We start from the raw sequence: 13,776 nt of genomic DNA, 5'->3' as shown, positions 1-13,776 counted from the left end.
CAATCCTCAGGCATGCAGGCGGCGGCGAAGCCGGGTGTAGAGAATGGGCAGGGCGATGACCGAGATCAGCAGCAGGCCGATGAAGATCGACATGACAATGCCGGGAACGTTGAGCAGGCCGAACCCGAAGGTCACCATGCCCATGATGAGGGCCGCGAGCACGACGCCCGGGATCGTGCCGGAGCCGCCGAGGATGTTGACGCCGCCGAGCACCACCATCGTCACCACTTCGAGTTCCCATCCGAGCGCGATCGAAGGCCGCGTGGAGCCGAGCCGCGAGGTAAGGCAGATCGATGCGATACCCGCCATCAGGCCGGTGAGCAGGAAGAGGATGAACTTCACTCTTCCGACCCGAACGCCGGAAAAGAGCGCCGCCGTCTGATTGTTGCCGATCGCGAAGACGGTGCGACCGAAGTTCGTCTTGTGCAGCAGCACGCCGTAAACCAATGCGAGCGCCAGGAAGAGGCAGAACTCGAAAGAGAAGACCCACCAGACGTAACCCTGGCCGAACCAGGCGAAGCTTTCGGGATATCCGGTAAACGCCTTGTCCCCGAGGATGACGAAGGAGAGGCCGCGGAAAAGGCTCATCGTTCCGATGGTGACCACGATTGACGGAAGACCAAGCCCGGTCACCAGAAGTCCGTTCACAGTCCCGCAGAGCAGGCCGGTGCCGAGGCCGATCGCCACGAGCATCGGTGTATCGAACCCGAGCTGCACCGCATATCCCATTGCCGTCGAGGCCAAAGCGATGATGGAGGCGACCGAAAGGTCAATTTCCCCGGATATGATGACGAGCGCCATCGCGAAGGCGATCATCGCCTTTTCGGTGAAGTTGAACGTCGCATCCGAGAGGTTCCACGGATCGAGGAAGTAGGGAGACGCGAACGAATTCGCGAGGAAGATCGCCACGGCCACTACGAGGAGCAGGCTTTCCCAGCTCTTCAACATGCGGGCGCCACGCCCCTGGAGACGATCCGGTATGTGGCGTGCCGTCATTTCTGCGTGCGCCATCAGACTGCCTCCGCTTTCTTGAGAATGACCCTGCCCTTGCGTCGTTCGGCCCGAGCGTTGACGACGACGGCAATGATGATGACCGTGCCCGAGATCGCCATCTGGGCGAAGGGCGATATGTTGATGACCGGCAGTGCGTTCTTGATCACGCCGAGAAACACCGCGCCGAGGACTGCGCCCGCAACCGACCCGATGCCGCCAGCGATCGATATGCCGCCGATGACGCAGGCCGCGATGATGTCGAGTTCGAAGCCGGCGGCAATGTCGACATAGGCCACCGCATAGCGCGAGACCCAGAGGTAGCCGGCAAGCCCCGAAAGGGTGCCGGAGAGGCAATAGGCGAAGAACCGCGTCCGGCCGACATCGATCCCCGTGTAAACGGCCGCGTGCGGGTTCCCGCCGACGGCGAAGAAGGCACGGCCGAGAGGCGTGCGGCTCATGACCACGAACATGATCGCGATCATGACCAGCGACAGCCAGGACAGGACGGGGAAGCCGAGCAGTGCTGTGCGCGGGAAAGCCTTGAAGGCGTCGCTCATCTGGTGCGCATTGATCCACTGGCCGTTGGTCAGCAGGAAGATCATGCCGCGATAGATGGTGAGCGTGCCGAGGGTTACGACGATCGGCGGAATGTCCAGCTTCCAGACGAGAAGACCGTTGATCGAGCCGAGGAAGGCGCCGAGCAGCATGGCGACGAGGATGACGACGGGGATCGGCAGCCCTGGCATCGCGACGTTTATGAGGCCGGCGACCATACCGCACAAAGCGAGGTTCGCGGCCATGGACAGATCGATACACCGCGTCAGGATGACCGCCATCTGGCCGAGCGCCAGAATGATGAGGATCGACGTGTCATTATAGACGTTCGCGAGGTTCGCCGGGACGACGAAGCCGGGGAAGCGCAGCGCGATCATGCCCACCAGAGCGACGATCGCCACGACCAGCAGCATTTCGCGGTTTTTCAAGAGTCGTGCCATCATGCTGCCTCCGCGATGCCGGCCGCCGCCCGCACCAGTCGTTCCGCCGTCAGTTCGCTGCGTTCGAACCGTCCGGCAATCCTGCCTTCGCGCATGACGATGACGCGATCAGACATGCCCATGATTTCCGGGATCTCCGAGGAGACCATGATGACGCTCAGCCCCTGCGCCGCCAGTTCACTCATGAAGGCGTGCACGGCTGCCTTGGAACCGATATCGATGCCCTTTGTCGGCTCGTCGAGGATGATCACCTTCGGCTGAGTGGCGAGCCACTTGGCGATCACCACCTTCTGCTGGTTGCCGCCCGAAAGCGTACCGACATCCTGGTCGAGCGATGCAGCGCGCAGGTCGAGGCGCGAGGTGTATTCGCGCGCCAGCCTGAACTCCTCCGCAAGCCGCAGGAAACCGCTGCGCGAAGTGCGCGCGAGGGACGGCAGGGTAACGTTCTGGAAGATCGGCATGCCGATGATCGCACCCTGGCGGCCGCGCTCTTCCGGCACATAAACGATGCCACTGGCAATGGCCTCCGATGGACTGCGGATCACCAGCACTTCGCCGTCCAGCCGGATCGCGCCGGCCGATGGCCGGGTGATGCCGATCAGCGACTGCATGAATTCGGATCGTCCCGCGCCGACGAGACCGTAGAAACCGAGAATCTCGCCCTTGCGGAGTTCGAAATTGATGTCCTCGAACTCGGTCGGATGACGGTAGCCGGAAACGGCAAGGACCGGCGCGCCGATTTCGACGGTCTGCTTGGGGTACACCTGACCGACGTCACGGCCGACCATCATGCGGACGAGCTCGTCCTGACTGGTATCGGCGATCAGTCCTTCGCCCACCATCTTGCCGTCCCGGAAGACGGTGTAGCGGTCGGCGATGCGGTAGATCTCGTCGAACTTGTGGCTGATGAAAAGGATCGCCTTGCCATCCGCCTTCAGCCGGTCGATCAGTTCGTAAAGCTCGTGGATTTCCTTGTGGGACAGGGCGGCCGTCGGCTCGTCCATGATGACCACGCGGGCATCGATGGAAAGGGCGCGCGCGATTGCCACGAGATGCTTCTTGGCGATACCGAGATCGCGCAGGCGGATCGTCGGATCGAAATCGGCGCCGACACGGTTGAGAAGCTTGCGGGCGTCCGCGTTCAACTTCCCCCAGTCGATCAGGCCGAGGCGCGTGCGTGGCGCATGGCCAAGAAAGATGTTTTCAGCGACCGAAAGCTCGTCGAAGAGGACGGTTTCCTGATGGATCGCGGTGACACCGGCCTTGGCTGCGGCGGTCGCGGTCGGGAAATGGGTCTCGCTGTCATCGACGCGGATCGTGCCTTCATCAGGCTGGTAGATACCCGTCAGGATCTTGACGAGCGTCGATTTGCCTGCGCCGTTCTCACCCACGAGCGCCGTAACGGACCCGGGGTAGAGCGACAGCGAAACGTCGGAGAGCGCGCGCACGCCGGGGAAGGATTTAGAGATCCCTTCAAGTGCGATGGCGGGTTTCATCCGCGATGTGGTCGTATCCTGGAGCAAAGTTCGTCCACCGGTTTGGTTCAGTAGCGCCTGCCGTTCATCAGGCTCGGCACGTCTGGAGATTGCCCCTCAGCCTCCCCTTTTCTCCGCAAGGAGGACGGAGGGGTACTCCCACGTCCTGCCGCGCCGTGGGGCGGAAGCATTGCGGAATGGCTGCTTCTCCCCCCACTTGAGGGGGGGGAGAAGGCGACCCGCGGGCCGGATGAGGGGCATACTCGTTCAAGCAAATCCGATCCGGCCATGGGGCCGGGATCGGCATGTGGTTCACCGGATCAGAAGATCTTGGCGAATTCCTCTACGTTCGTCTTGTCGTAGACGAACGGGTCGGCCATGGCGCCTTCGTTGTTGTCGTCGAGCTTGACGCTGCCCATGCGGCCCATCTTGAGTTCCGCACCCGGCTTTGCTTCCGCGCCGCCGATGAGGTCATAGGCGATCATGGTTGCCGAATAGCCGAGATCGATCGGGTTCCAGATGGCGAACGACTTCGAAGCGCCCGACTTCACGTGACCAGCCATTTCGGACGGAAGGCCGAGACCAGTGACGTTGATCTGGCCGACCTTGCCGGCGTCCGTCACAGCCTGAGCGGCGGCAACGATGCCGACCGAGGTCGGAGCAATGATCGCCTTCAGGTTCGGATAGGTCTGGATGAGGCCCTGCGTCTCGCGGTAGGACTTGTCGGCAAGGTCGTCACCATAGACGGTCGCAACGACGTTGATGCCCTTGTAGTTCGGCAGCACCTTGTTCATTTCCGCGATCCAGGTGTTCTGGTTGGTCGAGGTCGCGGTTGCCGACAGAACGGCCACGTCGCCGCCTTCAGGCAGGTTGTCGGCGGCGAGCTTGATGATCATGTTGCCGATCAGCGGGCTCGACGACGGGTTCAGATGCATCGCACGACCATCCTTGGCGACGCCGGAATCCCAGGAAATGACCTTGATGCCGCGGTCCATGGCCTTCTTGAGGGCCGGAACGAGAGCGTCCGTATCATTTGCCGAAACGGCGATCGCGTCGACCTTCTGGGCGATCAGCGAGTTGATCACCTCGATCTGGCCTTCAGCCGTGGTGGTGGTCGGTCCGGTATAGATGATCTCGACGTCGCCGAGTTCCTTGGCTGCTTCCTGGGCGCCCTTGTTGGCCGCTTCGAAGAAGCCGATGCCGAGCGCCTTGACGACGAGGGCGATCTTCTTGTTCTCGGCGTGAGCCATGTTGGCGATCAGTGCCGTCGAAATGGCGGCGGTCATAAGCAAAGTCTTCAAAATTTTCATGAACTTAGTCCTCCCAAAGTGGTTCATTCCCTCTCCGCTCGCCGCCCATCAGGCAAACGAGGGAGCATTCTCCGGTTTGGCGACCGCCTGAACCGTTGCGACGATCAGGTTTACGCCGGCAGCCTCCAGCATCGAGGCGTGACGATCCTCGATGTCCGAATCTGTAATGACGGTGGCGATGCGCTTAAGGCCGCACAGGATGAGGCTTGAGCGCTTCTCGAATTTCGAGGAATCGACGAGCACGACGAGCTCTTCGGCCTGGTCGATGAGTTTCTGCTCCGCCTGAATCAGCAACGGATCGGTCTCCATGAGACCCAGCGGTCCGAGGCCCTGCGCGCCCATGAACATCCGGCGCGCATAGAAATTGCGCGTCACGTCATTTTCGAACGGGCTGAGGATGATGTTCTGCTCTCTATATATAACGCCGCCGGAGAGCATGACGGTGTTCTTCGAGTGCTTCAGCAGATGCTCGGCAATCGGAAAGGAATTGGTGAAGACCTGCATCCTGCGATTGACCAGGAAGTGCACCATCTGAAACGTCGTCGTGCCGCCGTTGATAATGATCGGCTCGCCATCCTGACAGAGGGCGACGGCTTCCTTGGCGATCGCCTGCTTCTGGCGGGCATGGAGCGTTTCGTTGACATGAAACGGCCGGCCCGCAAGGCCCGGAAATTGCGGCGGGTTGAGCGCTTCGGCGCCACCGCGCACACGGCGCAGGCGTTTCTGCACGTGCAACGCGGCGATATCGCGCCGGATCGTCGCCTCGGAACTGTCTGTCAGTTCGACCAATTCGGAAACAGTCACGACGGACTTTTCCTGAACGGCGGACAGAATGATCCGATGTCTCTCTTTCTCGTGCATGGCTCCTCCAGTGCTCTCATGCTTCCATCAGGAACCGCGCATTGTCAATCATCATCGATCATATTTTTTCATTGTGCACTGCAATATGATTGTTATTGATCGTTTCTGATTGACAATTGTCGTTCTTCCGTGAGATTTGGTGTCAATCTTAGACGTGGCCGACCGTGGCTGCGTGACAAACGACCGGGAGGAAATGCCGATGCTGAACAAGCAACAAGGGTCGCGCCTTGCCAATCTCTGGGACGACGCCAAGGCCGCTGGAATGAGCGAGGCCGAACGCCTGCTCTACAGGTCGAATCTGCTTGGGTCGGACAAGCGCATTACGAACTACGGCGGCGGCAACACCTCTGCGAAGGTGATCGAAAAGGATCCTCTCGGCGGCGGCGAGGTCGAGGTTCTCTGGGTGAAGGGCTCCGGCGGGGACGTCGGCACCATCAAGATGGACGGCTTTTCCACCCTCTACATGGACAAACTCAACGCCCTGAAGAATGTCTATCGCGGAGTCGAGTTCGAGGATGAGATGGTGGGCTACCTTCCCCACTGCACCTTCAACCTCAATCCCCGTGCAGCTTCGATCGACACGCCGCTGCATGCCTATGTGCCGCGCAAGCACGTCGACCACATGCATCCCGATGCGATCATTGCGATCGCCGCCTCGAAGAACAGTCGCGAACTCACGCAGAAGATCTTCGGTGACGATATCGGCTGGCTGCCGTGGAAGCGTCCCGGATATGAACTGGGCCTGTGGCTTGAAAAGTTCTGCAAGGAAAATCCGAACGCCCGCGGCGCGGTTCTCGAAAGCCATGGCCTCTTCACCTGGGGCGACACGGCCAAGGAAGCCTACGAGACCACCATCGAGATCATCAACAAGGCAATCGCCTGGTTCGAGGTGGAGAACACCGCTCCGGCCTTCGGCGGCGCGGTCAAGCCGGCGCTTCCCGCAGCCGAGCGGCGCGCTGTCGCCCAGAAGTTGCTGCCCGTGATCCGTGGCCTGATCAGCGCCGACGAGCGCAAGGTCGGCCATTTCGACGATAGCCAGGCCGTGCTCGATTTCGTGACATCGAAGGACCTCGTTCCTCTCGCTGCCCTGGGCACCAGTTGCCCGGATCATTTCCTGCGCACCAAGATCCGTCCGCTCGTCGTCGACTTCGACCCGGCCAATCCGGATGCGGACAAGACGCTTGCCGGCCTCCCGGACGCGATCGCCGCCTACCGCGCCGATTACTCCGCCTATTATGAACGCTGCAAGCGCGACAACAGCCCGGCCATACGCGACCCGAACGCGGTCGTCTACCTCATCCCGGGCGTCGGCATGATCACCTTTGCCAAGGACAAGGCCACAGCCCGCATTTCCGGCGAATTCTACGTCAACGCGATCAACGTCATGCGCGGTGCATCCGGCGTTTCGACCTATGTCGGACTTCCGGAACAGGAAGCTTTCGATATCGAGTACTGGCTGCTCGAGGAAGCGAAGCTGCAGCGCATGCCCAAGCCGAAGATGCTTGCCGGCAAGATCGCGCTCGTCACCGGCGGCGCGGGCGGCATCGGCAAGGCGACGGCGAACCGGCTGATGTCCGAAGGCGCGTGCGTCGTGCTTGCCGACATCGACGAGACGGCGCTTGCAGCAGCCCATGCCGAACTCGGCGGCCGCTACGGCAAGGATTTCGTGCGCAGCGTGGTCATGAACGTGACCGACGAGGCGAAGGTGGCCGAAGGATTTTCCGACGCGCTACTTGAATTCGGCGGGCTCGATATCCTCGTCTCCAACGCCGGGCTTGCTTCCTCCGCCGCAATCGAGGACACGTCGCTTGCGCTCTGGAACAAGAACATCGAGATCCTGACGACCGGCTACTTCCTCGTCTCTCGCGAGGCCTTCCGCATCTTCCGCAAGCAGAAGGCGGGCGGCAACGTCGTATTCGTCGCCTCCAAGAACGGGCTTGCCGCCTCTCCGGGCGCATCGGCCTATTGCACGGCCAAGGCCGCCGAGATCCACCTTGCACGCTGCCTGGCGCTGGAAGGTGCATCCGAGCAGATCCGCGTGAACGTCGTCAATCCGGATGCGGTGCTTCGCGGCTCCAAGATCTGGACCGGCGAATGGAAGGAACAGCGCGCTGCGACCTACAAGACGGATGACCTGGAAGCGCACTACCGCGACCGGTCCATGCTGAAGCTCAGCGTATTCCCGGAAGACATCGCCGAGGCGATCTACTTCCTGGCTTCGGACATGTCGGCCAAGTCCACCGGCAATATCATCAATGTCGACGCGGGCAATGCCCAGTCCTTCACGCGCTGACGGGTGGCGACATGATCGAGATGATTTCCAGGGACGTGATCGACGCCGAGAACGCCAAGCGCTCGGCCGATCTCAAGCGCGACTACGCACATCTCGGCGAGCAGCTTGCACGCCGGGGTGTCGATATCGACGCCATCAGGGACAAGGTTGCCGCCTACGCCGTAGCAGTCCCCTCCTGGGGTGTCGGCACGGGCGGCACGCGCTTTGCGCGCTTCCCAGGGCTCGGCGAACCGCGCAACATCTTTGACAAGATCGAGGACTGCGCCGTCATTCAGCAGCTGACCCGCGCGACCCCCACCGTCTCTCTCCACATCCCGTGGGACAAGGTGGCGGATATGAGCGAACTGAAGCAGAAGGGAAATGCCCTCGGCCTCGGCTTCGACGCCATGAACTCCAACACGTTCTCGGATGCGCCGCAGCAGGAGCACTCCTACAAGTTCGGCTCGCTCTCCCATGCGGAAGCGGGCACCCGCCAGCAGGCGGTCGAGCACAATCTCGAATGCATCGAGATCGGCAAGGTGCTCGGCTCGAAGGCGCTGACCGTCTGGATCGGCGACGGCACGAACTTTCCGGGGCAGGCCAACTTCACCAGGAGCTTCGAGCGATATCTCGACTCGATGAAGGCGATCTACAAGCACCTTCCGGACGACTGGCGCATCTTCTCCGAGCACAAGATGTACGAGCCGGCCTTCTACTCGACCGTCGTGCAGGACTGGGGCACCAACTATCTCATCGCCCAGGAACTCGGTCCGAAAGCGTTCTGCCTGGTCGATCTCGGCCACCACGCACCGAACGTCAACATCGAGATGATCGTCGCGCGACTGATCCAGTTCAAGAAGCTCGGCGGCTTCCACTTCAACGATTCGAAGTACGGCGACGACGACCTGGACACCGGCTCGATCGATCCCTACCGGCTGTTCCTCGTATTCAACGAGCTGGTCGACGCCGAAACGCGGGAGGCCGAAGGCTTTTCGCCCGCGCACATGCTGGACCAGAGCCACAACGTCACCGATCCGATCGAAAGCCTGGTGCGCAGCGCGACGGAAGTCTGCCGCGCCTACGCCCAGGGCCTCATCGTGGACCGCAAGGCGCTGGCCGCCTACCAGGATACCAACGATGCGCTGATGGCATCCGAGACGCTGAAGGTTGCCTTCCGCACGGATGTCGAGGTGATATTAGCGGTAGCCCGGCTGGAAAACGGCGGCGCCATCGATCCTGTCGCGACCTATCGCGCCTCGGGATACCGGGCGAAGGTCGCGGCCGAACGCCCCGCAGTTGCCGGCGGCAGCGGCGGGATCGTCTGACCCGCTCAGGCTCTATCCAACAAAATACGAGCCCGGCGACGTTACGCCGGGCTTTTTCTTTGCACGGGACGCCCGCGTCCGGGGAGGTCTCAGACCTTGACCGCCTGCTCCACGAAATCCTCCGTTCCGAAGAACTTCAGATAGCGCTCAACGGCGGCCGGGTCCCCCGTCGCTTTCCGGGGATTGTCCGAGAGCTTCACGGCCGGCTGGCCGTTGGCGTCGCTGACCTTGCAGACGATCGAAATGGCATCTAGCCCGCGAATGGTGTTGGGCGCGCATCCGGCAAAGTCATTGGTCAGGTTGGTTCCCCAGCCGAAGCTCATGCGAACGCGCCCTTCGAAATGACGGTATGTCTCGATGATGGTGTCTACATCGAGGCCGTCCGAAAAGATCAGGAGCTTCTCTTTGGGATCCCGGCCCATCTTCTTCCACCAGGCGATGATCTTCTCGCCCCCCTCGATCGGCGGGGCGCTGTCAGGCCGGAAGCCCGTCCAGTCCGCCACCCAATCCGGCGCGTTGCGCAGGAAGGCCGCGGTGCCGAAGGAATCCGGGAGAACGATCAGAAGGTTTCCGCCATAGAGCCGGTTCCAGTCCTTGAGCACCTTGTAGGGCGCCTCGGCCAGTTCCTCGTCGGTCCTGGCGAGTGCTCCCGCCACCATCGGCAGTTCGTGGGCGTTGGTGCCGAGCGCCTCGAGATCCGTATCCATTGCCAGGAGGACGTTGCTGGTGCCGGAGAAGGAAGAACCGATCCCTTCCTTCAGCGCCTCGACGCACCATCTCTGCCAGAGAAAACTATGGCGCCGGCGGGTGCCGAAATCCGAAATGCGGAGATTGGGATTGGCGCGCAGGCGATCGACCTTGGACCACATCTTGGCCTTTGCCCGCGCATAGAGCACATCGAGCGCAAAGGGGCCGATTCCGCGCATGGCGGTGCGTGAGCGAAGCTCGTTGACGATCGCAAGCGCCGGGATCTCCCACATGGTCGTGTGCGTCCACTTGCCCGGAAAGGTAAGCTCGTACTGACCGTTTCGCCGCGTCAGCTCGTAGTCCGGCAGGCGAAAGTCAGCCAGCCATTCCAGGAAGTCCGGCGCGAAGATCTGCTTGCGGCCATAGAAGGTATTGCCGGCGAGCCAGATCATCTCCTTCTTGGTGAAGCGAAGATCCCTGACGTAGTCCAGCTGCTCGCGCAGTTCCTGCTCGTCGATCTCCTCGGCCAGCCTCACCGTCTTGCTGCGGTTGATAAGCGAGAAGGTCGCCTCGACATCCGGGTAGAGCTTCCAGATCATCTGGAGCATCAGGAGCTTGTAGAAATCCGTATCGAGCAGGCTTCGCACGATCGGATCGAGCTTCCAGGCGTTATCGTAGACGCGGCGAGCAATATCCGTCTTGGTCATGGACAATGAACCTTCTTCCGCGGTCGCCCCTCCGGGGTCTCCGGGCCTTACATTAACATTCACTCGAGCGCACGACACACGCCTCATTGCGCGCAGTCATTGCATGCCTCTTCGCCCGCTCGCAAGCCGTACCCGAACCGGCCACCCGGCCCAGCATCAGGATGTGCTTGTAATCTTTCTCTCTTCAATCAATGCTAGCGATGTCAATAAACCCACGCACGGGAGGCGTATTGATGGGTATTGAAAGCATCATCGTGTTTATTATCGTCGGGGCGATCGCCGGCTGGCTTGCCGGTTTGCTCGTATCCGGCTTCGGCTTCGGCCTGATCGGCAATATCGTGGTTGGCATTATCGGGGCGTTCATCGCCGGCTTCATCTTTCCCGCGCTCGGCGTCAGCCTCGGCACCGGGATCATAGCAGCCATCCTCCACGCCACGATCGGGGCCGTCATCCTTCTCATGCTGATCCGCATCGTGAAGCGAGCCTGATCCGTCAAATCCGTTCCGTGGCAGCCCTTTGCCCGGGCTGTCACGGTAGCCTTGTCAGGCCCGACCCTGCGGCAGGGGGCACAGGTTGCCGCACCCGCAAACGCCCGGCAGCGCATAGCGCAGGCAACAGACCTTGCGGCAGGAGAAGCAGTTGCCGTCCTTCTCGCAGGTGCGGATTGTGCCGTAGAGCGGATTGCGCTTACCATCGCTCCAGCATTCATTCTCCATGAGACATTTGCCGCAGGGCGATTGCGCGCCGCCAAACACCTCGATCTCGCCGACGATCCAGGAAAGATAGGCTGCCGCGTTGTTCCAAAGGAGCCGCTGCGAAACCCCGCATGGGACGTGATCGCCTCGATGAGCGGGCCCAGATGCTCGCGAAGAAGCGCTTCCATCTCCTGCTCGGGATCGCCGATCGCCGGCGCCGCCCCGAGTTCCTCCGTCAGCAGAAACGCAGTCGGAGCACCGGTGCTGGCATTGCTCACGAGACACAACCCGTCGAGCGTGCGCGGCAGGCGGCGGCCAAGCACCAAGGTGGACACGGCCGCACCGATCACCAGCGTCGAAAAATAGTAGAGCGTCCACATGGACACGATGGCGCGACGATCCGCGCCGGCGAATTGCTCGCTGTATAGGTCGATCTCAGCGTCGAAGGTGGCGCGATCCAAAAGTGACCTGCATGCGACAACCCGCTGGCCAGCCGCAGCCTCGACAAGGAACTTGCCCTTGCAATAGGAGAACCGCTCCCCGGCTGCTCCGATCAGAAAATCGTCTGGGGATGGCGGGCGCGGGCGCGCGACCGATGCTGCCAGGAGACCTGTCAATTCCAACGCCCTCCGGCACACGGCTTAGCATCCGTGCCTTTTCCGTTTTCGACGGTGAGACAGATCTGGAGGGACATCAAGCGGGAGTGCATCAAGACTGTTTCCGTTGCCACCCGTCGAACCCGGTCGGCTCGACGGCGAGCGGAAGATACAATCATGAATTATCCAGTCAAGTATTAATCGACCACGTGGACCGCGTGGATTCATCGTCCGTAGACGGTTCGCCAGAAGCAGGTCTCCCCGTCAGTGGACGCCAGTTGCGGAATTAGGGATGTCTGGATCCGAGGGCCGATTGCGAATTCGACGGATCGCTTCCGGCTTCAGGGGCAAAGGTTGCCTAAGGGTCAGCGGCAACTGCTCCCTGAACGGATGACAGGGCCGCGGGCAACGCGCGGCAACGAAGCCGGCCAGCGGCGAATTCCAATTTACCGGCACTGTCGATCCGGAAAGCCGCCGCAGTGCTGCCGCGGCGGCCTGCCCGCCTGCCCGTCACTACGCCATGTCTTGTTGGCAACGGCTGGAAACCGATGTCGGAAACAAGACAAGCGCAACCATGCTTTGCGAGAGCATTCGAAGCGAAGCCCTCGCAGTACGGCGGCGATCTACCGCATATAGGGGGAGTAGCACTGCTGCCGCGGCCCGTTATAGGGCTGGAAGGTATTGTCGTAAGCCCTGTAGGAGCGATAGCGGTTCGCACACCAGTTGACGTGCGCGCTCCCGGTGGTCACGCGCGGGCTTGAGGCTATGGCACCGCCGATCAGCGCTCCTGCCCCGAATGCCGCGAGCGGATACCAGTAGCCGTCGTTCCAGCGGCGGTAACCCGGGCGGGCGTGATGATAGCCGCGGTGACCGTTGTGCCAGCCGCGACGCGGCTTGGGCCGCGGACGATGACGATACTGGACCTGCTCGACGTCGGAATATCCGGGGACTGACTTGGAAATCGGTGGCGCGGCTTCCGCCGGCAACACGGAAGAAACTGCCATGACCGCTCCGAGAGCGGTCGCCACAAAACCTGAAACCAATTTTCTCATACCGATACCTTTCTGCTTTCAATGCCTTAACACATCGAGCAGGGACATGTTCCCGCATCGGCGGTAAACCTCTCGTGAATGCAACGTGAAGTGAGGGAAAGAAAGTCGGCGCACGATCTGCCAAAGCACGCGGGACCTATAGGGATTGCGAACAGCGAAGCGCCTTCGACCTGTCCAGATAATTGTCTTGAGAGATGAATGGTGCCCGGAGGCGGATTTGAACCACCGACACGCGGATTTTCAATCCGCTGCTCTACCAACTGAGCTATCCGGGCATCCTGGCTGGCTCGTGAGAGCCGGGGGCGTTTGGTTCCGCCCCGGAAGCGAGCGGGGTTATAGCATCTTGCTCGAATGTGTCCAGCCCAATCGACCGTTTTTTTCAGTGAAAAATTGGGATAGTCCGAGGTCGCGATATTACAGTGTTCTCCTGCCTCCCGAGCAGGGTCTCGAAGGAAGATCGCAGGTCCAATCAAGCTCTTAGCAGAAGCGATTGCGCCTGGGCTGCCCGGCGCAGAGCCACACATCGGCCGATATAGTGAAGAGGCTTCGAAAAATCGGCCGGACGGGACCACGCGCGGGCCGGGCGCGCGCGCAAGCGTCAGTCTTCCGGCTCTGCCTTGGTCTCATCGTCTGCGACGGGAATGGCATAAGAACCGGAAAGCCAGCGGTTCAGGTCGATATCGCGGCAGCGGTTGGAGCAGAACGGATAATCGTCGCGCGACGAGGGACGGCCGCATTCCGGGCATGCCCGCGTCTTGCGCAAGGGTTCGACCTTCGCCGTGGTCTTTTCGCTTTCCTCGCCCACTGC

At 61.4% G+C, this 13,776-nt stretch carries 12 protein-coding genes, 1 tRNA gene and 1 pseudogene; 4 read left to right on the top strand and 10 right to left on the bottom strand.

Features of this window, described 5'->3' with window-relative positions; translation table 11 throughout:
- Window positions 1–6: 6 nt before the first annotated feature.
- The 5 genes from F3Y30_RS06285 to F3Y30_RS06265 all read right to left on the bottom strand — a co-directional run bounded on the left by F3Y30_RS06285 (window position 7) and on the right by F3Y30_RS06265 (window position 5,634).
- Window positions 7–1,011, bottom strand: a complete 1,005-nt coding sequence (locus F3Y30_RS06285; RefSeq protein ID WP_203425636.1) for an ABC transporter permease — start codon at window positions 1,009–1,011, stop codon at window positions 7–9.
- A complete protein-coding gene (locus F3Y30_RS06280; protein ID WP_203425635.1) occupies window positions 1,011–1,991 on the bottom strand; it encodes an ABC transporter permease in 981 nt (326 codons plus the stop codon). The genes F3Y30_RS06285 and F3Y30_RS06280 overlap by 1 nt, the downstream gene beginning before the upstream one ends.
- Window positions 1,988–3,484 carry a sugar ABC transporter ATP-binding protein gene (locus F3Y30_RS06275; RefSeq protein WP_203425634.1) on the bottom strand — a complete coding sequence of 499 codons (1,497 nt, stop codon included), beginning with the start codon at window positions 3,482–3,484 and terminating at the stop codon, window positions 1,988–1,990. The genes F3Y30_RS06280 and F3Y30_RS06275 overlap by 4 nt, the downstream gene beginning before the upstream one ends.
- Before the next feature lie 299 nt (window positions 3,485–3,783).
- The gene (rhaS, locus tag F3Y30_RS06270; RefSeq protein WP_203425633.1) at window positions 3,784–4,773 is read right to left on the bottom strand and encodes a rhamnose ABC transporter substrate-binding protein; all 990 of its coding nucleotides are present in this window, start codon (window positions 4,771–4,773) and stop codon (window positions 3,784–3,786) included.
- A 48-nt stretch (window positions 4,774–4,821) separates the two neighbouring features.
- On the bottom strand, window positions 4,822–5,634 hold the full coding sequence (locus tag F3Y30_RS06265) for a DeoR/GlpR family DNA-binding transcription regulator (RefSeq protein ID WP_203425632.1): 813 nt from the start codon (window positions 5,632–5,634) through the stop codon (window positions 4,822–4,824).
- 199 nt (window positions 5,635–5,833) lie between these two features.
- On the opposite strand from F3Y30_RS06265, the gene F3Y30_RS06260 reads away from it, so the two are divergent.
- A complete protein-coding gene (locus F3Y30_RS06260; RefSeq protein WP_203425631.1) occupies window positions 5,834–7,927 on the top strand; it encodes a bifunctional rhamnulose-1-phosphate aldolase/short-chain dehydrogenase in 2,094 nt (697 codons plus the stop codon).
- 11 nt (window positions 7,928–7,938) lie between these two features.
- Window positions 7,939–9,231 (top strand): L-rhamnose catabolism isomerase, encoded by a 1,293-nt coding sequence (rhaI, locus tag F3Y30_RS06255; RefSeq protein ID WP_203425630.1) that lies wholly within the window; start codon window positions 7,939–7,941, stop codon window positions 9,229–9,231.
- 89 nt (window positions 9,232–9,320) lie between these two features.
- On the opposite strand, the gene pncB is transcribed toward rhaI, so the two are convergent.
- Complete coding sequence (gene pncB / locus F3Y30_RS06250) at window positions 9,321–10,625, bottom strand: nicotinate phosphoribosyltransferase (protein WP_203425629.1); 1,305 nt, start codon at window positions 10,623–10,625, stop codon at window positions 9,321–9,323.
- Between the two features lie 233 nt (window positions 10,626–10,858).
- Here pncB and F3Y30_RS06245 point away from each other — a divergent pair, with 233 nt between their 5' ends.
- Complete coding sequence (locus F3Y30_RS06245) at window positions 10,859–11,113, top strand: GlsB/YeaQ/YmgE family stress response membrane protein (protein ID WP_203425628.1); 255 nt, start codon at window positions 10,859–10,861, stop codon at window positions 11,111–11,113.
- A 54-nt stretch (window positions 11,114–11,167) separates the two neighbouring features.
- On the opposite strand, the pseudogene fhuF reads toward F3Y30_RS06245, so the two are convergent.
- A pseudogene (fhuF, locus tag F3Y30_RS26225) lies at window positions 11,168–11,437 on the bottom strand (siderophore-iron reductase FhuF); the annotation flags it as partial.
- A 14-nt stretch (window positions 11,438–11,451) separates the two neighbouring features.
- Between fhuF and F3Y30_RS26220 the strand changes: the two are divergent.
- Window positions 11,452–11,748, top strand: a complete 297-nt coding sequence (locus tag F3Y30_RS26220; protein ID WP_246753011.1) for a hypothetical protein — start codon at window positions 11,452–11,454, stop codon at window positions 11,746–11,748.
- A 791-nt stretch (window positions 11,749–12,539) separates the two neighbouring features.
- On the opposite strand, the gene F3Y30_RS06235 is transcribed toward F3Y30_RS26220, so the two are convergent.
- From F3Y30_RS06235 to yacG, 3 genes are all read right to left on the bottom strand, one after another.
- Window positions 12,540–12,920, bottom strand: coding sequence for a BA14K family protein (locus F3Y30_RS06235; protein ID WP_246752887.1), 381 nt, complete (start codon window positions 12,918–12,920; stop codon window positions 12,540–12,542).
- A gap of 247 nt (window positions 12,921–13,167) precedes the next feature.
- Window positions 13,168–13,243, bottom strand: a tRNA-Phe gene (locus F3Y30_RS06230).
- A gap of 323 nt (window positions 13,244–13,566) precedes the next feature.
- Window positions 13,567–13,773, bottom strand: a complete 207-nt coding sequence (gene yacG / locus F3Y30_RS06225) for a DNA gyrase inhibitor YacG (protein ID WP_203425625.1) — start codon at window positions 13,771–13,773, stop codon at window positions 13,567–13,569.
- Between the last annotated feature and the right edge of the window lie 3 nt (window positions 13,774–13,776).

The organism is Sinorhizobium sp. BG8 (genome assembly GCF_016864555.1).
Classification (GTDB): domain Bacteria; phylum Pseudomonadota; class Alphaproteobacteria; order Rhizobiales; family Rhizobiaceae; genus BG8.
This window is presented reverse-complemented; position numbering and strand designations above follow the sequence as displayed.